Origin of the sequence: Bacillus sp. 3a (assembly GCF_017161885.1) — a bacterium.
Taxonomy (GTDB): Bacteria; Bacillota; Bacilli; order Bacillales; family Bacillaceae; genus Bacillus; species Bacillus safensis.
Map to the genome: position 1 here is coordinate 1,947,633 of NZ_CP067376.1, position 25,798 is coordinate 1,973,430.

Below are 25,798 nucleotides of genomic sequence, written 5' to 3' on the forward strand. Positions count from 1 at the left end.
AGGATGACAAAATGATTTCAGTAAACGATTTTCGTACTGGCCTGACAATTGAAGTAGACGGCGGTATTTGGCGAGTAGTGGATTTTCAGCACGTAAAACCAGGGAAAGGCGCAGCGTTTGTTCGTTCGAAACTGCGTAACCTGCGTACAGGTGCCATTCAAGAAAAAACATTCCGCGCAGGTGAAAAAGTAGCGAAAGCACAAATCGAAACAAAAACAATGCAATACTTGTATGCAAATGGCGATCAGCATGTCTTCATGGATACAAGTTCTTATGAGCAGCTTGAACTAAGTGAAGCACAAATTAAAGATGAGCTGAAATATTTGCTTGAAAATATGTCTGTTCAAATCGTGATGTATGGTGCTGAAACTCTTGGAGTAGAACTTCCAAACACAGTAGAACTAGAAGTAGTAGAAACAGAGCCTGGTATTAAAGGTGACACAACATCAGGCGGCTCAAAACCTGCAAAAACTGAAACTGGTTTAATCGTCAACGTTCCTTTCTTTGTGAACCAAGGAGATAAACTAGTGATTAATACATCTGACGGCTCATACGTTTCAAGAGCGTAATGAACGAAAAAAGACTGTAAACCTCGTGTTTACAGTCTTTTTTTATTGGAAAAATGACTCCTCAAGGCAGGCCTTCTCTCAATTCTCTCATTCATCTCTCTTCCTTCCTGAAAAACAAGACTACTTCCAGCTGGTCAAGCATATAGTGTAAAAAAAGCTGGAGGTTCTATATGAAACAATTTCTCCCAGGTCTACACCCGTCAGTCGCTGCAATGGCAGGCATGAGGTTCTTATCTGCCGCCATTGAACTGACGGCAGCCATCCTTATTTTAATTACAAATGATGTACGGAAAGCGGTAGTCATCAATAGTATATTGGCGATCATTGGACCGCTCATTTTTATTATCACGATGACGATTGGAATCTATCAAATTGCCGGGCAGCTATCCTATGCAAAGCTCGTGTTCATTTTCATTGGTGTCGTGTTTATTCTTGTTGGGATCTATAAGTGAAACGGCTTGGCATAATTAACGGCTCACATCATACATTTTAGAGAAGAAAAAAAGGAGGGGAATTCGTTGCGGAGTTTGCTGGATATTCTCCCGCACTCGATTGGACAAGAACTCAGGCTGCTAAAAGAGGCAGAATGGGCGCAAATAGAAGAAATCCGCATTCGCACGGATCGTCCTATTGAATTAATGCAGGGAGGAAAACCACGTTTCCTTTCTTATCGCACCACCTGGGAAGATGCGTCTCAGCTATTAGGCAGACTGAGCAATTACAGCATGTACACACTTGAGGAAGAGCTAAAACAGGGCTATATCACGATATCTGGCGGACACCGGGTAGGACTTGCTGGAAAGGTGATCGTTGAAAACGGATTTGTCAAAGGGTTAAGAGATATCTCTTCATTTAATATCCGCATTGCCAAAGAAAAAATCGGGATTGCGCTTCCTTTTCTTCCTTATTTATATGAAGAGCACTGGCACAATACACTCATCATCGGTCCCCCGCAAACGGGGAAAACCACATTGCTCCGGGATATAGCACGTCTTGCTAGTACAGGCACAAAAACTATTCCTCCTAGAAAAACAGGCATTATTGATGAGCGTTCTGAAATCGCCGGATGTATCAGAGGAGTGCCGCAGCATCATTTTGGCCACCGGATTGATGTACTCGATGCGTGTCCAAAGGCTGAAGGATTGATGATGATGATTCGGTCTATGAGCCCAGAGGTCATGATTGTCGATGAAATCGGAAAAAGTGAGGATGTCGAGGCACTTTTAGAAGCGATTCATGCCGGAGTCAACATCATCGTCTCAGCTCATGGCTATTCACTTGAAGATGTATATAAACGACCTTCTTTTAAACCGTTATGGGAGCTTCGTGTGTTTGAACGATATGTTGAATTAAATCGAAACAATGGGCCTGGCACGATCGGGCGAATGTACGGCGGGGACGGCCAAGAGATGAAATGGAGGCGGGGAATGGACGTATGTTAAAGCTCATTGGCGCTATTTTCATTGTCGCGGCCACGACTTGGGGAGGCTTCGAGTTTGCCAAACGATATAGCGACAGACCTAAACAAATTCGGCAGCTGCGGTTTGCTCTCCAGTCTCTTGAAGCTGAAATTATGTATGGTCAAACCCCTTTAGCACGGGCGGCAGAGCAAATTGCAGCGCAGGTAGGTCCACCTGTGAATCAGCTGTTTGAACAATTTGCAGAAAAGCTGAAAGTGGGGACTTTTTCTGCACGCCATGCATGGAACGAAAGTCTTGAAGATGTTTGGAAAAAAACCGTATTGAAAAAAGGCGAATATGAGGCGTTGAAGCACTTTGGAGAAACACTTGGCCAGCATGATGTCACTTCTCAGCAAAAGTATATCAAGCTTGCTTTAGGCCATTTGGAATCAGAGGAGAAAGAAGCTGAAATCGCCCAAGCGAAAAATGAAAAAATGGTCAGAAGCCTCGGATTTTTAAGCGGATTACTACTGATTCTTTTATTGATGTGAGAGGAAGGGAGTCGAGAGCATGGGCGTTGATGTAAACGTCATTTTTCAAATTGCCGGAGTAGGCATCGTCGTGGCCTTTCTCCATACGATTTTAGACCAAATGGGGAAGAAAGAGTACGCTCAGTGGGTGACGCTGCTTGGGTTTATCTACATTTTGTTTATGGTGGCAACTATTGTAGACGATTTGTTTAAAAAGATTAAAGCCGTATTTCTATTTCAAGGATAGGGGAGGGCTTACAAATCGAAATCATACAAATTGTTGGACTTGGTTTAATCGCTACTTTTTTAGCATTAATCGTCAAAGAACAAAAGCCAACCTTCGCCTTTATGCTTGTTGTTTTTACCGGATGTGTCATTTTTCTTTATTTAATTGATCAAATCTATGCCATTATCTCGATGATTGAAAAAATTGCAGCAAGTGCCGGCGTCAATATGAAGTATGTTGAAACCATATTGAAGATTATTGGCATTGCCTATATTGCGGAATTTGGCGCTCAGCTGACGAAGGATGCTGGACAAGGCGCCATTGCATCCAAAATAGAGCTAGGCGGCAAGATTCTCATCTTGGTGATGGCAGTCCCGATTTTAACAGTCATCATTGAGACGATCTTAGGAATGATCCCGTCCATGACGTAAATGAAAAGAGGTGATGACAATGAAACGGGTGACCGCTGTAATGGGATTGATGCTTTTCTTTTGGCTGATTGCTCCGCATGCAGGGGCAGAAGAAAAAGAACCTTTATCTAATGAACAGCCAGCAGCACAGGAAGTGGCGAATGGACAGGCTGATGCACTTGAGCTTCATTCCATCAGTGACTTTTGGGAAACCATTTTGGACGAGTATGGCGGCTTTTTGCCAGAAAGCCAAAAGGGCACAGTGAAGGAAATGATTGACGGCGATAAAGAGCTGTCTCCCCAAACATGGCTGAAAGCCTTTGTACATTATCTGTTTCACGAGGTCATTGCAAACGGAAAGCTTCTAGGTACTCTGATTTTACTCACCATCTTTTGTTCGCTTTTGCAGCTTTTACAAAATGCCTTTGAACAAAGCACCGTCAGCAAAGTCGCATATGCTCTTGTTTATATGGTGCTGATTATTATTGCACTTAACAGCTTTCATGTGGCGATTTCCTATGCTACAGAAGCCATTCAAACGATGACCAGTTTTATTCTTGCTCTTATTCCTCTTTTACTAGCGCTTATTGCTTCATCAGGCGGGCTTGTCTCAGCTGGATTCTTTCATCCCGTTATTATATTTTTAATGAACACGAGCGGTGTTTTCATTCAGTATGTCGTTCTCCCGCTCATCTTTTTATCTGCAATATTGAGCATTATCAGTACGCTGACCGAACAATACAAGGTCACCCAGCTGGCCCAGCTGTTAAGAAATGTGGCAATTGGCGGGCTTGCCGTTTTTTTAACCGTTTTTCTCGGCGTCATTTCCGTTCAGGGTGCATCTGCGGCGGTTACTGATGGAATTGCCCTTCGTACAGCCAAATTCATTACCGGAAACTTCATCCCTGTCCTAGGCAGAATGTTTACAGATGCGACCGATACCGTGATCAGCGCCTCTGTTTTACTCAAAAATACAGTCGGACTAGTTGGGGTCGCCATTTTGATTTCAATTGCCGCTTTCCCGGCGATTAAAGTGCTTTCGTTAGCGCTTATCTATAAGCTTGCTGCTGCCATCCTTCAGCCGTTAGGGGGCGGACCCATCATCAGCTGTCTTGATGTCATTTCAAAAAGTGTGCTGTATATATTTGCCGCACTTGCTGTAGTGTCGCTTATGTTCTTTTTAAGCATTACCGTCATCATCACTGCGGGTAACCTGACCATGATGATGAAGTAAGGAGGGGACACCTTTTGAGTTTTCTCACGGAATGGATCACAAGTATTATTCTTTTTATCTTATTTGCGATTGTTATTGATCTTCTGCTTCCCAATTCGAGCATGCAAAAGTATGCAAAAATGGTCGTCAGCCTGCTGCTAATCGTGGTCATGCTCAATCCGATTTTTGCTTTATTTCGAGCAGATCCTGATCAAATTTTTTCAGAATTGATGAAAGGGAAGGAAGAAGCGCAGTCAGAAGAAATAAAAAATCAGATGAATTTAGAAAAAAAAGAAATACAAGCCTCTCAGCGTGCATATATTTTAAAGCAAATGGCTGTCCAACTAGAAAAAAGCGCAAAGGAGCCACTGGAGAAGGAGAGCTATGTAATGAAACACGTAGAAGTGCTGGCTGATGAGGAGCATCTGGATCAGAATATGGAGGCGGATCAATTTCGCATCAAAGCAGTTCTTTCCCCGCTCACAGGTGATGCTGTAGAAACGGTGGCAAAGGTGGACATTGATCTCTCCAAGCAAAAGGAGGAAAGCGCTGGATCTTCTAGCAAAGAGATCACGAGGGTGAAAGAGACACTTGCTGATGTTTGGAATACGAGTCCTGAGCACATCGCGCTGAACATTGAGGGAGGTGACGCAGCAGATCATGAATAACAAGGACTGGAAACAAAAGCTGAAATCATTCTTCCAGCCGCCCGAAAAAGGTGAAGGAAAACCCAAATTAACGAAGCACCATTACTTGCTGCTTGTATTCATTATCGGCGTATCTTTCATGTTAGTCAGTCAGATCTTGTCACCGCCATCAAGCAAACAACAAGCTGCGGTTCCTGCTTCTAAAAAAACATCCTCAGAAGAGCAGGAGGTATTCAAACCGGCATCCTCAGGTAAACCAAAAAATTCAATTGAGGATGTGGAGCAAGAATACGAAAATCAGCTGAAAGAAATTTTAGAGACCATCATCGGCGTTGAGGATGTATCCATTGTGGTCAATGTAGATGCAACGTCTTTAAAAGTGTTTGAAAAAAACAAATCCAATAAAAGTACAACGACCGAGGAAACAGATAAAGAAGGCGGCGTACGAAGTGTCACCGATCAAACAAAAGAAGAAGAAGTCGTCATCATCAAAAATGGCAATGAAGAAACACCAGTCGTTGTTCAAACGAAAAAACCAGAAATCCGAGGTGTCCTCGTTGTTGCTCAAGGAGTAGACAACGTTCAAATAAAGAAAACCATCATTGAAGCGGTTACACGAGTGCTTGATGTACCGAGCCATAGAGTGGCTGTTGCCCCTAAAAAAATCAAGGAGGATTCGGAATGATGTTAAAAAAACAAACGGTTTGGCTATTAACGATGCTAAGTTTAGTTGTCGTATTAAGTGTGTACTATATCATGTCTCCACAGGGTGAAAATGCAGTGACAGTAGAAGATACGAAATCAAAAGGCACTGAAGAGAAAAAAGTTGAAACAGAAAAAGGGACGGACAAAGGCATGGAAAAAGGCGCTGATAAGAAATCCACTGACAAAGAAACAAACGGCAAACAAGAGGATATCGAAACAAGCGGTGAAGAAGGAAAGGCTGTGTCAGAGCAAACAGACGATGAGCTTTTTACAACATACAGACTAGAGCTTGAAGATAAACGAAGCAAGCAGCGCGAAGAATATAACGAAATTGTCTCCAGTGACGATGCAACAGCACAAGAAAAAAGTGAAGCATACGATCAAATGACAGCGCTCAGTGAAGCAGAAGGAACTGAGCGTCAGCTTGAGACCTTAATCAAAACAAAAGGCTATAAAGATGCGCTCGTAAGTGCTGAAGGGGATAAAGTGAGCATTACGGTTCGTTCTGATAAAAAATCAAAATCTCAAGCGGCCGATATTATTGATATGGTCACAAAAGAAATGAGAGGTCTTGATAACGTAGCTGTCACTTTTGAGCCCACTAATCAATAAAAAATGAACTGGCGCCCTTTGCGGAAAAGGGCGTTTTTTGATGCGGCTTGACGCCCTCTCCAAGGTGCTTACGCGAGGCGCTTCACCACAATAGTAGTTGAATTCATCGAAATCCTCCTGTAAGATGGTTATAGTATGTACTTTTAGTACTAGCCTATAATAAAAAGATAAATCCATACATAGGGGTGCAAATCCATGTTAAAAATCGAAGAAATTCATGAACTGATTAAATTAATTGACGACTCTACTATCGATGAGTTTACGTACGAAAACGAAGGTGCAAAAATCAAACTGAAGAAAAATAAAGAAGTCGTTCAGCAAGTTGCGGCACAAGCACCAGTGGCTCCAGTCCAAGCAGCTCCAGCTCAACAAGCTCCTACAGCACAAGCTCCAGCTCAGACCGAAGCCCCTGCACAAGAGGCAGCTGCGTCTGAAAATCTGCATAAAATCACATCCCCAATGGTTGGCACATTTTATGCTTCATCTTCACCAGAAGCAGATCCATACGTGACAACAGGCTCTAAGGTGAAGGAAAATTCAGTTGTATGTATCGTGGAAGCGATGAAACTGTTTAATGAAATCGAAGCAGAAGTAAAAGGTGAAATCGTCGAAGTATTAGCTGAAAACGGTCAGCTTGTAGAATTCGGACAACCCCTCTTTCTAGTGAAAGCAGAGTAAGGAGTACGATCATGATTAAAAAGCTATTAATTGCAAACAGAGGAGAAATCGCAGTTAGAATTATCCGCGCTTGTAAAGAGCTTGGAATTGAAACTGTTGCGGTATTTTCTGAAGCGGATCGTGATGCGCTGCATGTACAAATGGCTGATGAAGCATATTGCATCGGACCGACTGCTTCTAAAGATAGTTATTTAAATGTCACGAATATTGTCAGCGTAGCAAAATTAACAGGGACAGATGCCATCCATCCAGGATACGGCTTTTTAGCAGAAAATGCAGACTTTGCAGAGCTTTGCGAGGAATGTAATGTGATCTTTGTTGGACCAACTGCGTCAGCGATTTCCAAAATGGGAACGAAAGATGTCGCGCGAGAAACTATGAAGAATGCAGGCGTTCCGATCGTCCCTGGTTCTCAAGGAATTGTAAAAGATCTTGATGATGCTGTTTCAACAGCAGCTAGTATTGGGTATCCTGTGATTATTAAAGCAACTGCAGGCGGAGGCGGTAAAGGGATCCGTGTGGCTCGTACAGAAGAAGAGCTTATTAACGGAGTCACCATCACGCAGCAGGAAGCAGCGCAAAACTTTGGGAACCCTGGTGTCTATTTAGAAAAGTTCATTGAAGACTTTAGACATGTGGAAATTCAAGTGCTTGCAGATCAGCATGGCAATACGATTCATTTAGGAGAGCGTGATTGCTCGATCCAAAGAAGAATGCAAAAGCTTCTTGAAGAAACACCATCACCAGCACTAAATGCAGACATCCGTGAGCAAATGGGTGAAGCAGCTGTAAAAGCAGCAGAAGCTGTTGAATACACAGGTGCTGGAACAGTCGAATTCATTTATGATTATAATGAAGAGAAGTTCTACTTCATGGAAATGAATACTCGTATTCAAGTAGAGCATCCTGTGACAGAAATGGTCACAGGTGTAGACCTGATCAAAGAACAGATCAAGGTTGCATCAGGTGAGAAGCTTTCTCTTACACAAGAGGATGTCGTATATGAAGGCTGGGCGATCGAATGCCGCATCAATGCAGAGAACCCAGAGAAAAACTTCATGCCTTCAGCTGGTGAAATTAAAATGTATCTTCCGCCAGGCGGTTTAGGTGTGCGTGTTGATTCTGCCGCTTATCCGGGCTATGTGATTCCGCCATATTATGACAGCATGATTGCAAAAGTGATCACATATGGTAAGACGAGAGAAGAAGCGATTGCGAAAATGAAACGTGCGCTTCAAGAATTCGTCATTGAAGGAGTCTACACAACGATTCCATTCCACCTTAGATTGCTCGAGCATGAAACATTTGTGAGCGGTAACTTTAATACGAAGTTTTTAGAAACATACCAAATCATGAAATAATCACAGCTTTCGGAGGTGAATGATCGTGTCAGAAAACAATTTGCTTGAAATGAACCTTGATGAGGATCAATTGGGAAAAGTGCAAATTGCACCAGAAGTGATTGAAGTCATTGCTGGGATCGCCGCTTCAGAAGTCGAAGGCATTGCCGAAATGCGCGGCAATTTCGCTGCTGATGTAGCAGAACGCTTTGGTAAGAAAAATCACCGTAAAGGTGTAAAAGTAGATGTCTCTGATGAAGGCATCACAATCGATGTGTATTGTGTGGTTGAATTTGGCCTTTCCATTCCAAAGGTATCCACTGCTGTACAAGAAAATATCCGTCAAACCCTTTTGAACATGACTGCCTTAACGATTAATGAAATTAACATTCATGTCGTTGGCATTCAATTTGAAACAAAAGCACCTGAGGCTGAAGTAGATCAAGAAATGTAAAGAAGGGTTCAAGTGAAACCAAGGAGGCATTGCCTCTTTGGTTTTTTAAAGCCCATTTTTGAGTAATTTCCGAATATTGATAACGTGACGCGTGGATTGATTCGTTTTTCGTCACAGCTCGCATGGATCTTGGTGCGACCACGGTCAAAATATGTTATGATCTCTGTATGGCTTAACGACAAGCGGATAAAGTGGTTAAAGGAGTAAATAATGAAAAGAAGAACTGCAAGAGAAAAGGCGCTACAAACATTATTTCAAATTGATGTGAGCAATATTGATCCGAAAGAGGCCATTACACATGCGCTGGATGAACAAGAATCAGATCCTTTTTTCGAGGAACTGGTTTTCGGTGTGCTTGAACAAAAGGACAAGCTTGATGACATGATCTCACAGCATCTAGTGAATTGGAAACTCGATCGTATTGCAAACGTAGACAGAGCCATTTTAAGGCTGTCTGTGTACGAGATGGTGTATCAAGAAGACATCCCAGTTAGTGTCTCAATGAATGAAGCGATTGAACTCGCCAAATTATTCGGCGATGATAAAGCACCGAAATTTGTAAATGGTGTACTTTCGAACATTAAAAACGACCTAAAGCAGCAATAGGAGGATTCGACATGACAGCAACAATCATCGATGGGAAAGAAACAGCAAAAGAAAAACGTGAACAATTAGCAAAAGAAGTAGAAGAGCTCAAACAAAAAGGAGTCACACCTGGTCTTGCCGTTATTCTAATCGGTGATGATCCGGCTTCACTTTCTTACGTAAGCGGGAAGAAAAAAGCAGCAGAAGCAATGGGCATGCACTTTCAGCTTGATCATTTAGATGCTTCTTTAACAGAAGAAGAATTGCTTCAGCTGATTGATCAGTACAATGCGAACGATCAATTCCACGGGATTCTTGTTCAACTTCCACTGCCAAAACATATTTCTGAAAAAGCCGTCATTGAACGTATTTCACCTGAGAAAGATGTAGATGGTTTCCATCCATTAAATATCGGGAAAATGCTGCTTGGAGAAGATACATTCCTACCTTGTACACCAGCAGGCATTGTTGAATTACTGAATAAAACGGGTGTCAGTCTTTCTGGAAAAGAAGTGGTTGTTGTAGGGCGCAGCAATATTGTCGGCAAACCAGTGGGACAATTGCTGTTAAACGAAAACGCAACGGTTACTTACTGCCATTCAAGAACGGCGAATATTTCAGAACATACGTTAAAAGCGGACATTTTAGTTGTTGCCGTCGGTCGAGCAAACTTTATAAAAGCTGACCAAATCAAAGAAGGCGCAATTGTCATCGATGTAGGAGTCAATCGTTTGGATACTGGGAAGCTTGTTGGGGATGTTGATTTTGAAGAAGCGAAAGAAAAAGCTTCTTACATCACACCAGTCCCTGGCGGAGTCGGGCCAATGACGATTACGATGCTTGCACACAATACGGTTAAATCAGCAAAACGTACATTAGCATAAGCTTTATCCATTCATCCACCTGCATGCTGCCGGTGGATGAATGTGCGTTTTTGAAGAGGAGGAATACGTCATGAGTGAAAAAGCCTTTGTGACGGTCACAGCCCTTACAAAATACATAAAAAGAAAATTTGATGTTGATCCGCATTTAGAAGATATTTGGATCAAAGGTGAGTTATCCAATGTGAAGATTCATTCAAGAGGTCATGTGTACTTCACCTTAAAAGACGAAAACGCACGCATGCAAGCCGTCATGTTCCAGCGTTCCGCAGCAAAGCTGCCTTTTTCACCAAAAAGCGGAATGAAAGTGTTTGTACGCGGCGGGATTCAAGTATATGAACCAAGCGGCAACTATCAATTATATGCAAAAGAAATGCAGCCTGATGGTGTTGGTGCTCTTCATCTAGCTTATGAAGAGCTGAAGAAAAAGCTGGCAAGTGAAGGCTTATTTGATGCGCGCTATAAAAAACCAATTCCTGAATATCCAGAGGTTGTTGGTGTCATTACATCCCCAACAGGAGCGGCTGTTCGAGATGTCATCACAACGATTAACCGGCGTTATCAGCAGGCGAAAATCATTGTGCTTCCGGCGCTTGTCCAAGGTGAAAATGCCGTCCGTTCAATCGTAGAGCGGATCAAAGAAGCAAATGAAAAACAGCTCTGTGATGTCTTGATTGTCGGAAGAGGAGGCGGTTCGATCGAAGAACTTTGGGCCTTTAATGAAGAAGCTGTCGCAAGAGCAATCTTCGCATCAGACATTCCAATCATTTCTGCAGTGGGGCATGAAACGGACTTTACGATCAGTGATTTCACTGCAGACATGAGAGCACCCACACCAACAGGAGCAGCCGAGCTCGCTGTTCCAAGCACAGCCGATTTAATAGAACGAATCAAATCCATCGACATTCGGCTTACAAGGGCCGTGAAGAATCGAACATCACAAGCGAAAGACCGTCTTGTGGCGCTGCAATCCTCTTATGCCTTCCGTTTTCCAAAACGATTGCAGGAGCAAAAAGAGCAGCAATTCGATTTGGTATTTGACCGTTTTCAAAAACAGCTGACGAGACAAATAGAACAAAAACGCAGTCAACTAGACCGCCAGACATACAGGCTGAAGCCGCTTCATCCAAAAGAGCAGCTGCTTCAGGCGAAAAAACGCCATGCCAATGAAACAGAACAGCTCATCCGCAGCATGAATGTGCAAATGAAAACAATTCATTCGCAGTTCCAATCTGTTCTTGGTAAACTAAATGCATTAAATCCACTTCAAGTGATGGAAAGAGGCTACAGTTTAGCCTATAAAGACGATGAACTGATTAAAAGTGTGAACCAAGTCGATACGAAGGATCAATTGGCTATCACCATGAAGGATGGACGTCTGATTTGTGAGGTTATTGAGAAGGAGGGGCAATCATCATGACAGAATCAAATAAACAAAAAGAAGAACAAATGACATTTGAAGAAGCGATGAAAGGTCTTGAGGAGATCGTTGGGAAGCTCGAAGAAGGAGATGTACCACTTGAGCAAGCCATTCATTATTTCCAAGAAGGCATGACACTTTCAAAGCTTTGCCATGAAAAATTACAGCACGTTGAAAAGCAGATGGATTTCATTTTAAAAGAGGACGGTGAGCTGGCTCCTTTCTCAGTGAAGGAGGCAGATGCTGGTGACAAGTAATTTGCAGGATTTTTTAACAACACGAAAACAGGCCATTGAAGAGTATTTATTTACATATGTTCAGGAATTGAAGATTCCAGAAGAACTAAAATCTTCGATGCTTTACTCTCTTGAAGCTGGAGGGAAAAGACTTCGCCCTGTTCTCGTTCTTGCTTTATTACATGCTTACGGAAAAAACGAAGAAGATGGCATACCGGTTGGCTGTGCTGTAGAAATGATTCATACGTATTCATTGATACATGACGACCTTCCTTGCATGGACGATGATGACCTTCGCAGAGGAAAGCCGACCAACCATAAAGTATACGGGGAAGCAACAGCGGTTCTCGCTGGTGATGCACTTTTAACGGAAAGCTTTCGCCTGATTACATCGCAGCTATCTAGCAGCGTCTCTCCTGACCAAAAGCTTAGAATCGTAGATGAGCTTGTGCGGTCAGCAGGTGCACTAGGAATGGTTGGCGGTCAATTTGATGACATGGAAGCAGAGCAAAAACAAGTCCCGCTTGCTGAACTAGAATCCATTCATGCCCGGAAAACAGGAAAGCTTCTCACATTCAGCGTCACAGCAGGTGCAATGCTGGCAGGAGCATCAGATGACGATATCGAAAAACTAAGAGAATTCAGCTATCATATTGGCATTGCTTTTCAAATTCGTGATGACATTTTAGACCTCGAAGGAAGCGAAGAAAAAATAGGAAAACGGGTCGGCTCTGATACAGCGAATGAAAAGTCGACATATCCTTCTTTATTAACGCTTTCAGGAGCAAAAGAAAAGCTGCAAGAGCACATCACACGTGCAAAAGAAATTGTCTCAAATCTTGAATTAGAGCAGCAATTGCTGCATGAGTTATGTGATCTGATCGCCTCAAGAGATCATTAAAAACAGCCTAGATTTGAGGGTCTTCGAGCAATTGTGGTAAACTGTAAACAGTTTATCATGATGAGACAACTCTTATTCCCGCTTGGTTTTCATAGGAATAAGGCATTATATATGTAGATAGAAATTTTGTTGAAAGCGAGTTGATCCTGATTGGATCTTTTATCAATAAAAAATCCAACGTTTCTAAAAGGAATGTCAAATGCAGAATTAGAGGAGCTTAGTGCTGACATTCGCATGTTTTTAATTGAGTCCTTGGCTAACTCTGGCGGGCATATCGGTCCGAACCTGGGTGTCGTTGAACTCACGGTTGCCCTTCATAAAGTATTTGACAGCCCGAAAGACAAATTCCTTTGGGATGTTGGACATCAGTCTTATGTTCACAAGCTGTTAACTGGAAGAGGGGCGGAGTTTGATACACTTCGTCAATATAAAGGACTTTGCGGTTTTCCTAAACGAAATGAAAGTGAGCATGATGTTTGGGAAACAGGCCACAGCTCAACGTCATTATCTGGCGCGATGGGTATGGCGGCCGCGCGGGATATTAAAGGGACAGATGAATATATCCTGCCGATTATCGGAGATGGTGCATTAACCGGAGGTATGGCGCTTGAAGCTCTGAATCATATCGGTGATGAAAAGAAAGACATGATCGTTATCTTAAACGATAATGAAATGAGTATTGCACCAAACGTCGGTGCAATTCACACCATGCTTGGCAGACTGCGCACAGCAGGCAAGTACCAATGGGTAAAGGACGAGCTCGAATATTTATTTAAGCGGATCCCAGCTGTAGGCGGAAAGCTTGCTGCCACAGCAGAGCGTATTAAAGACAGCCTCAAGTATTTACTAGTGTCTGGCATGTTCTTTGAGGAAATGGGATTCACTTACTTAGGTCCTGTTGATGGACATTCTTATGAAGATCTTTTTGAAAACCTTGAATATGCAAAGAAAACAAAAGGTCCTGTCCTGCTGCATGTCATCACGAAAAAAGGAAAAGGCTATCAGCCGGCAGAATCCGATAAAATCGGGACTTGGCACGGCACAGGTCCATACAAAATTGATACAGGTGATTTTGTAAAACCAGCAGCTGCTGCACCGTCATGGAGTGGTCTTGTCAGTGAAACAGTCAGAAAGCTTGCGCGGAAAGATGAGCGAATTGTGGCCATCACGCCTGCGATGCCTGTTGGCTCAAAACTTGAAGGCTTTGCAAAGGAATTTCCAGAGCGAATGTTTGATGTAGGAATTGCTGAGCAGCATGCAGCCACAATGGCAGCTGGGCTTGCGACGCAGGAAATGAAGCCATTTTTAGCGATCTATTCAACATTCCTGCAAAGAGCTTATGATCAAGTGCTACATGATATTTGCCGCCAAAACCTCAATGTATTTATCGGAATTGACCGTGCGGGTCTTGTCGGTGCAGATGGAGAAACGCATCAAGGTGTGTTTGATATTGCCTTCATGCGTCATATGCCGAATATGGTGCTCATGATGCCGAAGGATGAAAATGAAGGCCAGCACATGGTCAATACAGCCATTCAGTATGATGACGGTCCTATTGCCATGCGTTTCCCGCGCGGAAATGGTCTTGGCGTGAAAATGGATGAACAGCTGAAAACAATTCCGATTGGGTCCTGGGAGGTTCTTCGTCCAGGGAAGGATGCCGTCATCTTAACATTCGGTACGACGATTAAAATGGCGCTGCAAGCAGCTGAGGAGCTTCAAAAAGAAGGGAAATCAATTCGTGTCGTCAACGCTCGGTTTATTAAGCCGCTTGATGAAGCGATGCTACATGATATTCTTTCTGAAGGGATTCCGATTTTAACGATTGAAGAAGCTGTGCTTCAAGGCGGGTTTGGCAGCAGCGTATTAGAATATCTACACGACAAGAAAGCATCACATATCAAAGTAGAACGTATGGGTATCCCAGATCAATTTATTGAGCATGGAAGTGTTGATGCCCTGCTTGAAGAAATTGGACTGACGAAAGCACAGGTTGCTGAGACTTTACGTGACCTGCTTCCAGCAGCACCAAGAAAAGGAATTGGATCATGACATCAAAGAAAGAACGACTTGACGTTTTATTAGTCGAACAAGGACTAATGGAAACAAGAGAGAAAGCAAAGCGTGCCATCATGGCAGGGATCGTTTACTCAAATGAAACCCGTTTGGATAAACCAGGTGAGAAAATTGCTCGTGATACGCCGCTTACAGTGAAGGGGAACCCTCTCAAATACGTAAGCCGCGGCGGGTTAAAGCTTGAAAAAGCGCTTAAAGAATTTGATCTGACAGTTGAAGGGAAATTGCTGATTGATATTGGCTCATCAACAGGCGGATTTACAGATTGTGCTCTTCAAAATGGAGCAGTCAAATCATATGCTGTAGACGTTGGCTACAATCAGCTTGCGTGGAAATTAAGGCAGGATGACAGGGTCATCGTTATGGAGCGCACCAATTTCCGCCATTCCGTCCCAGCTGATTTTACTGAAGGATTGCCAGAAGTGGCATCGATTGATGTATCTTTTATTTCACTTAAACTCATTCTTCCGGCTTTAAAGCATATTCTTGTTCCGGGTGGTGACTGTATTGCACTCGTCAAGCCTCAATTTGAAGCAGGCAGAGAGCTTGTTGGGAAAAAAGGCATCGTGCGTGAGCCGTCTGTCCACCTTGGTGTACTAGAAGAGATGAATCAATTTGCTGCAAAAGAAGGCTATGATGTAAAGGATGTATCATTTTCGCCTATCACTGGTGGAGATGGAAATATTGAATTTCTGCTTCATTTAGTGCTTCATCCTGATCAACAAGAAAATGCGGCACTTCCTGCTTCAGAACTTGAGAAGGTCGTGAAGGAAGCCCATTCCGTATTGAAAGAAAAGAAAAACAGCCCTGAGCCGGCTGACACATGAAATCATTGAAACAAAAGGAATAATAGCTCGCTATTATTCCTTTTTACATGTGCAAAAGACAAGAATTGGCCGTATCTCACGTAATGCTTGTTTTTTGAAGTGTGCATCATATAACATAGAACGTAAAGACAAACTGAGAATGAAACGCCTAGGGGGGTCAAATATGAATAAAGGTCAAAGGCATATTAAAATAAGAGAAATCATTGCAAGCCAAGAAATTGAAACACAAGATGAATTGGTCGATATTTTGAAAGCCGATGGATATAACATCACACAAGCGACCGTTTCTAGGGATATTAAAGAGTTGCATTTAGTGAAAGTTCCGACGAACAATGGAACATATAAATACAGTCTTCCTGCAGATCAGCGGTTTAACCCGCTGTCAAAGCTGAAGCGGTCCCTAATGGATGCATTTATTAAAATGGATGCTGCCAGTCATTTAATTGTTCTGAAAACAATGCCGGGTAATGCTCAGGCGATTGGTGCTTTAATGGATAATTTAGATTGGGAAGAAATTATGGGAACGATTTGCGGGGATGATACGATTTTAATCATTTGCCGCACCCCAGATGATACAGAGACAGTTTCGAGCAAAATTTTAGAGCTTCTATAAAGAATCAGGTTTACTAAAAGAGGTGTCAAATGAGTGTTAGCAGAACTAACCATTAAAAACTTTGCAATCATTGAAGAGTTAACGGTTTCATTTGAAAAAGGACTCACGGTTCTAACGGGGGAAACAGGTGCCGGAAAATCCATCATGATTGACGCTGTCTCACTTCTCGTGGGAGGAAGAGGATCCTCTGAATTTGTCCGCTACGGTGAAAAAAAGGCAGAGCTGGAAGGGCTTTTTCTTGTACCAGCCGATCACCCTGTATTTGCTCTATGCGAAGAGCAGGGAATTGACGCATCAGATGAAATGATGATCCTCCGCCGTGATATTAATAACAGCGGGAAAAGCATTTGCCGGATTAATGGAAAGCTTGTCACCATCTCACTTTTACGGGAAGTAGGACGGCTTTTGCTTGATATACATGGACAGCACGATAACCAGCTGCTCATGGAAGATGAAAATCATCTGCATTTGCTCGATCAATTTGGAGCAGAAGACATTGCACCGGCTCTCTTGCAGTATCAAGAAGCATATGATCAATATATGAAGACGGCCCAAAAGCTAAGGCAGCTGTCTGAGAATGAGCAGGAAATGGTGCACCGCTTAGATTTACTGCAATTTCAGCTAGAGGAGATTGAGGCGGCACAATTAGAGCCGGGAGAAGATGAGAAGCTTCAGGAAGAACGTCATCAAATCAGCAACTACGAAAAAATCTATTCCTCACTCCAAAACGCGTATAACGCCTTGCGTAATGAGCAAGGAGGGCTAGATTGGGTTGGTATGTCCTCAAGCGAGCTTGATCAGGTGTCTGAGATCAACGATGATTTGAAAAAGCTATCTGAACAAGTGTCGAACTCCTACTACTTATTAGAGGATTCAACCTTCCAAATGCGGAGCATGCTGGATCAATTAGAATTCGATCCGGCTCGTCTTGATTTTATTGAATCCAGGCTGAATGAAATGAAGCAGCTAAAACGAAAATACGGCACAACCGTTGAGGAAATTTTGGAGTATGCGGCGAAGATTGAAGAAGAAATAGATCAAATCCAAAATCGAGACAGCCATCTGCAGACGCTCAAAAATAAATTAGATGCGATGAGCCGTGATGCCCTGCTCGAAGCACTTAACGTTTCGGAGCTGCGTAAAAAATGGGCCAAAAAGCTAGCGAAGCAAATTCAAACAGAGCTCAAGGATTTGTATATGGAGAAGTCATCATTTGACACAGCTTTTTCTGTTCGATATGCGCCATTTGGCAGCACCGATTGTCCGCTATTAGACGGAAAACCTGTGCAGCTCGGGAAAAATGGAATCGACCAAGCCCAATTTGTCATTTCTACAAATACAGGCGAACCGATGAAATCTTTATCGAAAGTAGCCTCAGGTGGAGAAATTTCACGTGTCATGCTCGCTGTGAAGAGTATTTTCTCAGCTAAACAAGACGTCACATCCATTATTTTCGATGAAGTTGATACAGGCGTCAGCGGCAGAGTGGCACAAGCCATTGCTGAGAAAATTTACAAAGTTGCGTCTGGATCACAAGTGCTCTGTATTACACACCTGCCTCAAGTAGCCGCAATGGCTGACACACATCTCTTCATTTCGAAACGCTCGAAAGCGGGCAGAACACTGACGAGTGTCAAACCATTAAGTCATGAAGAAAAAGTGAGTGAAATTGGCCGGATGATTGCAGGTGTGGAAGTGACTGAGCTGACAAAACAACATGCAAAAGAACTATTGCACCAAGCAAATGATGTCAAAACAACAGGGTAGCTGAATCATCAGCTGCCTTTTTTTATGTTGTGTAAAAGTCGGCGTATATACCCATAAAATCGTCTTTTTCTTTTATCAATTTATCCAATCATTTTCTAAAGCTGCCGGTTATAAATCCTCTAGAAGAAGGCAAAAGTAAAGATGTAGCCAAAACATGAGTGTTCTGGTGTGGGTAAGGAGCGAGGAGAGTGAAAAATGAATGCCCGAAAAGATGAGAAAAGCCATTGGTGTGATTCTCCTTGTTTCTTTAATAAGTACAGGGTTTATGAGCATAGTGAAGGAATACATCAGCATTCCAACAAATGTTGCTGTATTTGAAAAACAGAAGCACTCAATTGACACATCGATTGAAGCGTCAGCCAATGCTTCTTCACCAGCCTTTAGCCTTTCAGAGAAAAAGAATCAGCTGGATATTACAGGACAAAAGGCGGGAAAAGCCGAAATTGTTTATGATTTTAAAGGATTTCCTATTAAGAAAACAAAAGTTGACGTTCTCCCTGAATTAAAAGTCATTCCTGGAGGTCAATCCATTGGCGTCAAGCTCCACTCTGTAGGAGTTCTCGTTGTAGGTTTTCATCAAATCACAACAGCAGACGGCAAAAAATCACCAGGTGAAGCCGCAGGCATTCAATCAGGGGATATGATCATTGAAATCAATGGTCAAAAAATGGAGAAAATGAATGACCTCACCCCATTTATTCAGAAAGCAGGGAAAACGGGTGAAACGCTTCGTTTGCTCATAAAGAGAGATCATAAAACCTTTCAAACAACATTAACACCCGCAAAAGATGCAAGTGAAGGCATCTATCGAATTGGTCTTTACATTCGTGATTCTGCAGCAGGAATCGGCACGATGACCTTTTTCGAACCTTCATCTAAAAAATATGGTGCCCTTGGGCATGTGATTTCTGACATGGATACAAAAAAACCAATTGTTGTCGACAATGGTGAAATTGTTAGATCAACCGTGACATCGATTGAAAAAGGCACAGGAGGCAATCCTGGAGAAAAATTGGCGAGATTCTCTTCCGAAAGAAAAACAATAGGAGATATCTCCCGCAACAGCCCTTTTGGTATCTTTGGTACGTTAACCGAAAAGCTTGAAAATCATGTAGCAGATAAACCACTTCCAGTCGCTTTATCAAATGAAGTAAAAGAAGGCCCAGCAGAAATTTTAACCGTTGTGGATCATGATAAAGTGGAGAAGTTTGATATTAAAATCGTCAGCACAACACCGCAGAAATTCCCAGCAACTAAAGGAATGGTATTGAAGGTAACAGATGAGCGGCTCTTAAGCAAAACGGGCGGAATCGTCCAAGGAATGAGCGGAAGCCCCATCATCCAAAATGGCAAAGTCATTGGAGCTGTCACACACGTATTCGTCAATGATCCGACTAGCGGGTACGGCGTACACATTGAATGGATGCTGTCAGAAGCAGGAATCGACCTTTATCAAAAAAACAAAAAAGCAAGCTGATCATCAAACTGCCGTGAATCTTCCGGCAGTTTTTTTCTACCCTTTCTTTCTCTTCCATCATGTTATAAAATAAGGAAAAAGAGATTTTTCGACAAAATGGAAAAAAGCATGTTGTCAAATTGCAATAATCGTCGATTCGTTAAGAAAAACGTAGAAAAAGCTAGATAATGCTCTATTATTCGGAAAATTAAAGTTTTTTAAAGGGGATAGCATGGTTTTGTCGAATTGAACACTCAGAAGAGAAATGCAAAAGACTAAAGGAATCGACATTGGGGAGGAAAGAACGTGGAGAAAATTAAAGTGTGTGTAGCTGATGACAATCGAGAGCTTGTTGGCCTTTTGACAGAGTATATTGAGGGACAGGAAGATATGGAAGTACTTGGCGTGGCGTATAATGGTCAGGAATGCCTGACATTATTTAAAGATAAAGAGCCCGACGTTCTCCTCTTAGACATTATTATGCCTCATTTAGACGGTCTTGCTGTACTAGAACGCCTCCGTGAAAACAATGAAATGACAAAACAGCCAAGTGTGATTATGCTAACGGCATTTGGACAAGAAGATGTCACGAAAAAAGCAGTTGATTTGGGCGCATCCTATTTCATTTTAAAGCCATTTGATATGGAAAACCTAGTAGGTCATATTCGTCAAGTCAGTGGAAACGGCACACAAGTTACCCATCGCTCTTCATCAATCCAAAACAGTGTTCTTCGTAACAAACCTGAACCGAAACGTAAAAACTTAGATGCGAGCATTACGACCATTATTCATGAAATTGGCGTGCCCGCTCATATTAAAGGCTATTTATACTTAAGAGAAGCCATTTCTATGGTGTACAATGACATTGAGCTTCTCGGAAGCATCACTAAAGTGTTGTACCCAGACATTGCAAAGAAATTTAACACGACTGCCAGCAGGGTAGAACGAGCGATTCGTCATGCCATTGAAGTCGCTTGGAGCAGAGGAAACATTGATTCCATTTCCTCACTCTTTGGTTATACTGTCAGCATGTCAAAAGCGAAACCAACCAATTCAGAATTTATTGCCATGGTAGCTGATCGTCTGCGTTTAGAGCATAGAGCAAGCTAGTATCTTTTTCATGAAAAAACGTTTCTTCATTGAGACGTTTTTTTATTTTGAAACATGTTGTCAAAAATTGGTTAGGTTGATAAAATCATCTTAATGTTTAAATTGGACAAACGGGCTGCTTTATTTTCAGAATAAAATGAAAAATAAAGCATGAAAAAAATAAAAAAGACATAAAGTAGTGGTAATCAGCTGCGCCAATCGATCATGAATTCTTCAAAATAGAAGAAGAAAACGCTCATTCGTAAGAAAAAGGATGAGAGGAAAAGGTCTCATGGATTTGGTAATTAAAGTAAACGAGATCGAAAGTTCTATTTCTATTGACCTGATTGGTTGGCGTTTTAAAGTCACTGGCTTCTTAGAGATTGTGCCATTTGAACTGAATATTCCCATTGTCGAATTTAATAATTTTCACATTCTTTTACTATGCTATAATAATGAAAAGAAGAGGGTGAGGTTATGGGAAAGCTGAAAATCCACTCTGCTGAGGTTGCGAACGAAATTAGCAAGTGGACGAGGGTCATTTCTCAGAATGACTTAGAAAAATCTGCTGTCTATAAAGAGAAAATTCAGAATTTGCTAAAAAATACAGATGAAGACCGTGAAGTTCTCCTTTATTATCAGCTTGTTGACGGCAGACATGAAATGTTACTTGGAAATATCGAAAAAGCCAATCAAATTATGAAAAGTGTCGGAACGCTCGATGAGAAGGCAGATGACATTATTAATTTTTATTTTTACTTTTACAAAGGCCAATATGCTGCATATGTGAAAAAGTATGATGAAGCCATTAGCTTTTATAAAATTGCAGAACAGCGGCTAAAACGTGTGAATGAAGACCTGGAAGTAGGAACTTTTCACCATAAGGTTGCTTCGATCTATTACGAACTGAAACAAAATTTCATATCCATTAATCATATTAAAAAAGCCATCGATACATTCAAAGCGCATGAAGAGTACACAGCGCAGGCGATTGACAGCTTAATTTTACATGCAAGTAATTGCATTGATTTGTTCCAATTCGATGAAGCAGAGAAAAAGTATAAAGAAGCTCTTGAGAAAAGTAAGCGCATTAACAATGAAGTGCTGATTGGGAAATGCTATCACAATTTAGCGGTTCTTTATTATGCAAAGCATGATTATGAAAAAAGCGCACATTATGCCAAAAAAGGAATGGGCATTCAAATTCATCGTGACAATAGCCATTATTACATCCAATCTTTATATGTTCTGGCCAATGCCTTGGTTCATTTAGGAGATCAAGAGGCGAGGGAATATATTAAAGAGGGTATTTTGTATAGTTGCGATATCCAAAATAATGAATATATAGTAAAATTTGAAATTTTGGATTTGATGTGCGAGAATAGTGGGGCAGCAGACGTATTCTCAGAAAAATTAGACTACATAGAAAAAAATAGATTATATGTGGAGCTTGAGGATTTGTCTGAACAAATATCGAAATACTTCAAGGAACGAAATGATTATCAAAATGCCATTCGTTTTCTTGAAAAGAAATTCGATGCACAAATACTTCAAAAGAAAGTGGAGGTTATCTTATGAAAAAGTTGTTGTTAGGTGTAACCGTTGTTACAGCAGTCGCAGTTGTTTCTTCCCTTTTTGCTCTTGACGCAGAGACGACAGAGCAAGCCATCAGAGCGATTACGTGATCGAATTTATCTGTCAACCTCTTCGTATGAATCAGAAGAGGTTTTTTTTATGCGCTCAAAACTGGAAAAACGAAAAAAGACACGTCATAATGTAAGGAAGCATCATATTTAGAGGTGACCTATGACGAAAATTTTTGCACACAGAGGCTTTAAAGGCATTTATCCTGAAAACACCATGATTGCCTTCGAGCATGCACTCCATTCGGGAGCTGACGGAATTGAGCTGGATGTTCAGCTGACAAAAGACGGCAGACTTGCTGTCATTCACGATGAGAAATTGAACAGAACAACGAACATGAAAGGTTTAGTGAAAGAACATACATATGAAGAATTAAAAGCGGGAGATGCGAGTCATTCTTTCTACGAAGAAACCGGTGCTGTATCCATTCCTCTTTTGGAGGAAGTATTAGAGCTAGTGACGCAGCAATCATCATTGATTATCAATATTGAATTAAAAAACTCCATTTATCGATATCCGGGGATCGAAGAGAAAGTAAAAAAACAAATCGAGCATTTTCAAATAGAAGACCGTGTACTTGTTTCATCGTTTCATCACGGCAGTTTAGCTCTTTTTCACAAACTGATGCCACATGTTGAACTTGCGGTTCTCACAATGGATGTGATTCATCAGCCGGAGATGTATATAAAAACAGTACCAGCAAGGGGCTACCATCCAAATATCAAGGGTGCCGGCGTGACCAAAGAGGTTGTGGCAGCTCTCCATGCATCTCAGCAAGTGATCAGGCCGTTTACAGTAAATAGTGAAAAGCAAATGAAAAACATGTTTTCCTTAGGTGTCGATGGCATTTTTACTGATTTTCCTGACCGAGCCGTGAAAATAAGAGAAGAAATGAAATAAAGACCTGCTCTAAATCAGCGGGTCTTTTTTCACGTTTTATCTCTGCTTAAAGCGAGCAGTCACTTTATTTCGTTTACGGTCTCTATATAAAATAAAGCCAGCCACTACATAAAGACCTCCCCCTAAAAATAACAACCCTGCAATTCCTTGCAGCCATAAATATGGAAATGGTGCAATGATGATGCCGAAAACAGTGTCACGCAGCAGCTTAATCCCAAGTGCTGCAAGCGCGCCAGGTATTAAAATAATCACTAGTGCAAGTATTCTCCCCATCAAATGTCCCCTTAAACGTCATTTACTTCCATTGTCTAATTCAAAAAATATTTTGTCAAGAAAGGAAAACGTGGTAATATAAGAGTTGTGCAATTTTTTGCAACGGAAAAATATGGTGTGCAAATTTTTTCATATAAAGGGGTAACGGGATGCAGAGAGTCTTGATTGTCGGTGCAGGACAGGGTGGATCAGCATTGCTTGAAACATTGCTGAAAACAAATATGATTCAAATCATTGCGATCGCCGACCTTGATCTTGAGGCACCGGGGATGGTAGAAGCGAAAAAGAATGGAATTGATACGACAACGGATTGGAAAGAATACATAAAAGATGACATTGATATCATCATTGAAACAACAGGCAGTTCAGCAGTGCTGAAAGAACTAATTGAAAAAAAGCCAGAGCACGCAGTCATTGTTCCAAGTTCAATGGCTTACGTGATATCAGAATTAATGTCAGAAAAACAGCAGCTGATCCAAATATTAAAGGAACAAACCTATAAGCATGACCGCATTTTTAATGCAACGAACGACGGGATGATTTTTATAAACATGAATGAAGAAGTCGTCCTGTTTAATCGATCAGCGGCCAAAATGGTTGGATGTTCGCAAAAAGATGCGATTGGCCGTCATATACGAGAAGTGATCCCAAATACAAAGCTTCCCGACATTTTAAGATCGAGAGAGCCAGAATTTAATCAAAAACAATTTTTGAATCAGCAAATACAAATTGTTACAACGCGTTTGCCGATTATTGATGACGCGGGGAGAATGCTAGGTGCTTTATCCATCTTTAAAGATATTACAGATGCCGTTGAGCTTGCGGAGGAAGTAACCAATCTTAAAGAAGTGCGAACGATGCTGGAGGCGATCATTCAATCGTCGGATGAAGCCATATCAGTTGTTGATGAGCAGGGAAAAGGGATCTTAATCAACCGGGCTTATACGAAAATGACTGGATTAACAGATAAAGAAGTTGTGGGGAAACCAGCAGGTGCAGATATTTCTGAAGGAGAAAGCATGCATTTGAAGGTACTTGAAACAAGAAGACCCGTTCGAGGCGTCAGAATGAAAGTCGGACCGAATAAAAAAGATGTGATTGTCAACGTAGCGCCAGTCATTGTTGATGGCATTTTAAAAGGCAGTGTCGGGGTCATTCATGACGTATCAGAAATTCAATCACTCACAAATGAATTAAATAAAGCAAGGCAGCTCATCCGTACACTTGAAGCAAAGTACACATTTGAAGACATCATTGGAGAGAGTGAGCAAATGCTTGTGGCGCTAGAGCAGGCGAAGCTAGGCGCGAAAACGCCAGCCACCATTTTACTCCGGGGAGAATCAGGTACTGGAAAAGAGCTGTTTGCGCACGCCATTCATAATGAAAGTGACCGGAAATATAATCGCTTTGTACGGGTCAACTGTGCAGCCTTATCTGAGACCCTTTTAGAGTCAGAGCTTTTTGGCTATGAAGAAGGAGCATTTTCTGGTGCAAGGCGAGGCGGGAAAAAAGGGCTGTTTGAAGAGGCGAATCAAGGCAGCATTTTTTTAGATGAAATTGGCGAAATGACGCCAAGTACACAGGCGAAGCTGCTTCGTGTGATGCAGGAGAAAGAAATAGTAAGGGTAGGCGGAACAAAGGCTATACCAGTCGATGTTCGTGTGATCACGGCGACAAATGTCAATATTGAAAAAGCGATGGCGGAAGGAAAGTTCAGAGAAGATTTATATTATCGAATGAACAGATACCCGATCTCCATCCCGCCGCTAAGGCAGCGCCTTGAGGATATTGACTCGTTAAGCAAACGTCTCATCCAAAAGATCAATTTAGACTATGGACGGAACGTGAGCGGGTTAACGGAACAGGCACTTAATAGACTGCGATCATATAAGTGGCCAGGAAACGTAAGAGAGCTTGAAAATGTACTTGGACGAGCCATGATCTTTTTGAACCCGCAAGAAGAATGGATTGATGAAGGGCATATTTCTTTCATGGAGTCAGAAGATCAGGAAGAAAAAGAGCAGCAGGAACTGACTGTCAGTCAATTTGAGGGAGAGACGCTTTCGGATGCTGTTGAGGCATTTGAAGCGCAGCTGATTAAACAAACCCTTGAAAAGCATCAATTCAATCGCACGAAAACAGCGAAAACGTTAGGGATCAGTATTCGGAACCTTTACTATAAAATGGACAAATATCAACTTGCAAAAGATAGCATGCAATAAAATGCATGTAATCTGCAAAAGATTGCACGAATGTCATGCGAATTGCCTCATATTCACTGCATTTCAAACTGGCACGGAACTTGCATATAAAACATGAACCGAGCACAAGGAAAGGTGGGCATAT

At 41.9% G+C, this 25,798-nt stretch carries 28 protein-coding genes; 27 read left to right on the forward strand and 1 reads right to left on the reverse strand.

Annotated elements, in window-relative coordinates; translation table 11 throughout:
• Nucleotides 1-11: 11 nt before the first annotated feature.
• The 26 genes from efp (at nt 12) to JJ692_RS09990 (ending at nt 23,179) form a co-directional block, all read left to right on the forward strand.
• A complete protein-coding gene (gene efp / locus JJ692_RS09865; protein ID WP_024422954.1) occupies nt 12-569 on the forward strand; it encodes an elongation factor P in 558 nt (185 codons plus the stop codon).
• Nucleotides 570-739: 170 nt separating this feature from the next.
• Nucleotides 740-1,021 (forward strand): YqhV family protein, encoded by a 282-nt coding sequence (locus tag JJ692_RS09870; RefSeq protein WP_024422953.1) that lies wholly within the window; start codon nt 740-742, stop codon nt 1,019-1,021.
• A gap of 66 nt (nt 1,022-1,087) precedes the next feature.
• Nucleotides 1,088-2,011 carry a stage III sporulation protein AA gene (spoIIIAA, locus tag JJ692_RS09875; RefSeq protein ID WP_206533699.1) on the forward strand — a complete coding sequence of 308 codons (924 nt, stop codon included), beginning with the start codon at nt 1,088-1,090 and terminating at the stop codon, nt 2,009-2,011.
• Nucleotides 2,005-2,520 (forward strand): stage III sporulation protein SpoIIIAB, encoded by a 516-nt coding sequence (spoIIIAB, locus tag JJ692_RS09880; protein ID WP_024428003.1) that lies wholly within the window; start codon nt 2,005-2,007, stop codon nt 2,518-2,520. The genes spoIIIAA and spoIIIAB overlap by 7 nt, the downstream gene beginning before the upstream one ends.
• A gap of 19 nt (nt 2,521-2,539) precedes the next feature.
• Nucleotides 2,540-2,746 carry a stage III sporulation protein AC gene (gene spoIIIAC, locus JJ692_RS09885; RefSeq protein WP_003153142.1) on the forward strand — a complete coding sequence of 69 codons (207 nt, stop codon included), beginning with the start codon at nt 2,540-2,542 and terminating at the stop codon, nt 2,744-2,746.
• Nucleotides 2,743-3,156 (forward strand): stage III sporulation protein AD, encoded by a 414-nt coding sequence (gene spoIIIAD, locus JJ692_RS09890; protein ID WP_087978339.1) that lies wholly within the window; start codon nt 2,743-2,745, stop codon nt 3,154-3,156. Before spoIIIAC ends, spoIIIAD begins: the two co-directional genes overlap by 4 nt.
• 19 nt (nt 3,157-3,175) lie before the next feature.
• Nucleotides 3,176-4,369 (forward strand): stage III sporulation protein AE, encoded by a 1,194-nt coding sequence (gene spoIIIAE / locus JJ692_RS09895; RefSeq protein WP_024422950.1) that lies wholly within the window; start codon nt 3,176-3,178, stop codon nt 4,367-4,369.
• Between the two features lie 14 nt (nt 4,370-4,383).
• Nucleotides 4,384-5,016: a stage III sporulation protein AF gene (gene spoIIIAF, locus JJ692_RS09900; protein ID WP_024422949.1), complete on the forward strand. Its 633-nt coding sequence runs from the start codon at nt 4,384-4,386 to the stop codon at nt 5,014-5,016.
• Nucleotides 5,009-5,680, forward strand: coding sequence for a stage III sporulation protein AG (gene spoIIIAG / locus JJ692_RS09905; RefSeq protein ID WP_024428005.1), 672 nt, complete (start codon nt 5,009-5,011; stop codon nt 5,678-5,680). The genes spoIIIAF and spoIIIAG overlap by 8 nt, the downstream gene beginning before the upstream one ends.
• Nucleotides 5,680-6,312, forward strand: coding sequence for a SpoIIIAH-like family protein (locus JJ692_RS09910; protein ID WP_024428006.1), 633 nt, complete (start codon nt 5,680-5,682; stop codon nt 6,310-6,312). The genes spoIIIAG and JJ692_RS09910 overlap by 1 nt, the downstream gene beginning before the upstream one ends.
• A gap of 195 nt (nt 6,313-6,507) precedes the next feature.
• Nucleotides 6,508-6,990 carry an acetyl-CoA carboxylase biotin carboxyl carrier protein gene (gene accB, locus JJ692_RS09915; protein ID WP_061109343.1) on the forward strand — a complete coding sequence of 161 codons (483 nt, stop codon included), beginning with the start codon at nt 6,508-6,510 and terminating at the stop codon, nt 6,988-6,990.
• Between the two features lie 11 nt (nt 6,991-7,001).
• Entirely contained in the window at nt 7,002-8,351 is a 1,350-nt protein-coding gene (gene accC / locus JJ692_RS09920) for an acetyl-CoA carboxylase biotin carboxylase subunit (protein ID WP_024422945.1), read from the forward strand.
• Between the two features lie 25 nt (nt 8,352-8,376).
• Nucleotides 8,377-8,784 carry an Asp23/Gls24 family envelope stress response protein gene (locus JJ692_RS09925; protein ID WP_024422944.1) on the forward strand — a complete coding sequence of 136 codons (408 nt, stop codon included), beginning with the start codon at nt 8,377-8,379 and terminating at the stop codon, nt 8,782-8,784.
• Nucleotides 8,785-8,994: 210 nt separating this feature from the next.
• Nucleotides 8,995-9,390, forward strand: a complete 396-nt coding sequence (nusB, locus tag JJ692_RS09930) for a transcription antitermination factor NusB (RefSeq protein WP_012010530.1) — start codon at nt 8,995-8,997, stop codon at nt 9,388-9,390.
• 11 nt (nt 9,391-9,401) lie between these two features.
• Nucleotides 9,402-10,253, forward strand: a complete 852-nt coding sequence (gene folD, locus JJ692_RS09935; RefSeq protein ID WP_073206252.1) for a bifunctional methylenetetrahydrofolate dehydrogenase/methenyltetrahydrofolate cyclohydrolase FolD — start codon at nt 9,402-9,404, stop codon at nt 10,251-10,253.
• Nucleotides 10,254-10,323: 70 nt separating this feature from the next.
• Nucleotides 10,324-11,670 (forward strand): exodeoxyribonuclease VII large subunit, encoded by a 1,347-nt coding sequence (gene xseA, locus JJ692_RS09940; protein ID WP_103131958.1) that lies wholly within the window; start codon nt 10,324-10,326, stop codon nt 11,668-11,670.
• Nucleotides 11,667-11,927 carry an exodeoxyribonuclease VII small subunit gene (locus tag JJ692_RS09945; RefSeq protein WP_003215880.1) on the forward strand — a complete coding sequence of 87 codons (261 nt, stop codon included), beginning with the start codon at nt 11,667-11,669 and terminating at the stop codon, nt 11,925-11,927. The genes xseA and JJ692_RS09945 overlap by 4 nt, the downstream gene beginning before the upstream one ends.
• The gene (locus JJ692_RS09950) at nt 11,911-12,807 is read left to right on the forward strand and encodes a polyprenyl synthetase family protein (RefSeq protein ID WP_423231204.1); all 897 of its coding nucleotides are present in this window, start codon (nt 11,911-11,913) and stop codon (nt 12,805-12,807) included. The genes JJ692_RS09945 and JJ692_RS09950 overlap by 17 nt, the downstream gene beginning before the upstream one ends.
• Before the next feature lie 150 nt (nt 12,808-12,957).
• Nucleotides 12,958-14,859 carry a 1-deoxy-D-xylulose-5-phosphate synthase gene (gene dxs, locus JJ692_RS09955; RefSeq protein ID WP_073206247.1) on the forward strand — a complete coding sequence of 634 codons (1,902 nt, stop codon included), beginning with the start codon at nt 12,958-12,960 and terminating at the stop codon, nt 14,857-14,859.
• Nucleotides 14,856-15,710: a TlyA family RNA methyltransferase gene (locus tag JJ692_RS09960; protein WP_073206245.1), complete on the forward strand. Its 855-nt coding sequence runs from the start codon at nt 14,856-14,858 to the stop codon at nt 15,708-15,710. Before dxs ends, JJ692_RS09960 begins: the two co-directional genes overlap by 4 nt.
• Before the next feature lie 163 nt (nt 15,711-15,873).
• Complete coding sequence (gene ahrC, locus JJ692_RS09965; protein WP_024422938.1) at nt 15,874-16,323, forward strand: transcriptional regulator AhrC/ArgR; 450 nt, start codon at nt 15,874-15,876, stop codon at nt 16,321-16,323.
• Between the two features lie 33 nt (nt 16,324-16,356).
• Nucleotides 16,357-18,090 carry a DNA repair protein RecN gene (gene recN, locus JJ692_RS09970; protein WP_024428012.1) on the forward strand — a complete coding sequence of 578 codons (1,734 nt, stop codon included), beginning with the start codon at nt 16,357-16,359 and terminating at the stop codon, nt 18,088-18,090.
• A gap of 199 nt (nt 18,091-18,289) precedes the next feature.
• On the forward strand, nt 18,290-19,567 hold the full coding sequence (gene spoIVB, locus JJ692_RS09975) for a SpoIVB peptidase (protein ID WP_025092993.1): 1,278 nt from the start codon (nt 18,290-18,292) through the stop codon (nt 19,565-19,567).
• A gap of 285 nt (nt 19,568-19,852) precedes the next feature.
• Nucleotides 19,853-20,656, forward strand: a complete 804-nt coding sequence (gene spo0A, locus JJ692_RS09980; protein WP_024422935.1) for a sporulation transcription factor Spo0A — start codon at nt 19,853-19,855, stop codon at nt 20,654-20,656.
• 456 nt (nt 20,657-21,112) lie between these two features.
• Nucleotides 21,113-22,213: a Rap family tetratricopeptide repeat protein gene (locus tag JJ692_RS09985; RefSeq protein WP_024422933.1), complete on the forward strand. Its 1,101-nt coding sequence runs from the start codon at nt 21,113-21,115 to the stop codon at nt 22,211-22,213.
• 228 nt (nt 22,214-22,441) lie between these two features.
• On the forward strand, nt 22,442-23,179 hold the full coding sequence (locus JJ692_RS09990) for a glycerophosphodiester phosphodiesterase (protein ID WP_206533700.1): 738 nt from the start codon (nt 22,442-22,444) through the stop codon (nt 23,177-23,179).
• A gap of 36 nt (nt 23,180-23,215) precedes the next feature.
• Here the strand turns inward: JJ692_RS09990 and JJ692_RS09995 are convergent, their stop codons facing one another.
• On the reverse strand, nt 23,216-23,452 hold the full coding sequence (locus JJ692_RS09995; RefSeq protein WP_024422931.1) for a DUF2627 domain-containing protein: 237 nt from the start codon (nt 23,450-23,452) through the stop codon (nt 23,216-23,218).
• Between the two features lie 149 nt (nt 23,453-23,601).
• Here JJ692_RS09995 and JJ692_RS10000 point away from each other — a divergent pair, with 149 nt between their 5' ends.
• Nucleotides 23,602-25,674, forward strand: coding sequence for a sigma-54 interaction domain-containing protein (locus tag JJ692_RS10000; RefSeq protein ID WP_024428014.1), 2,073 nt, complete (start codon nt 23,602-23,604; stop codon nt 25,672-25,674).
• Nucleotides 25,675-25,798 lie beyond the last annotated feature (124 nt).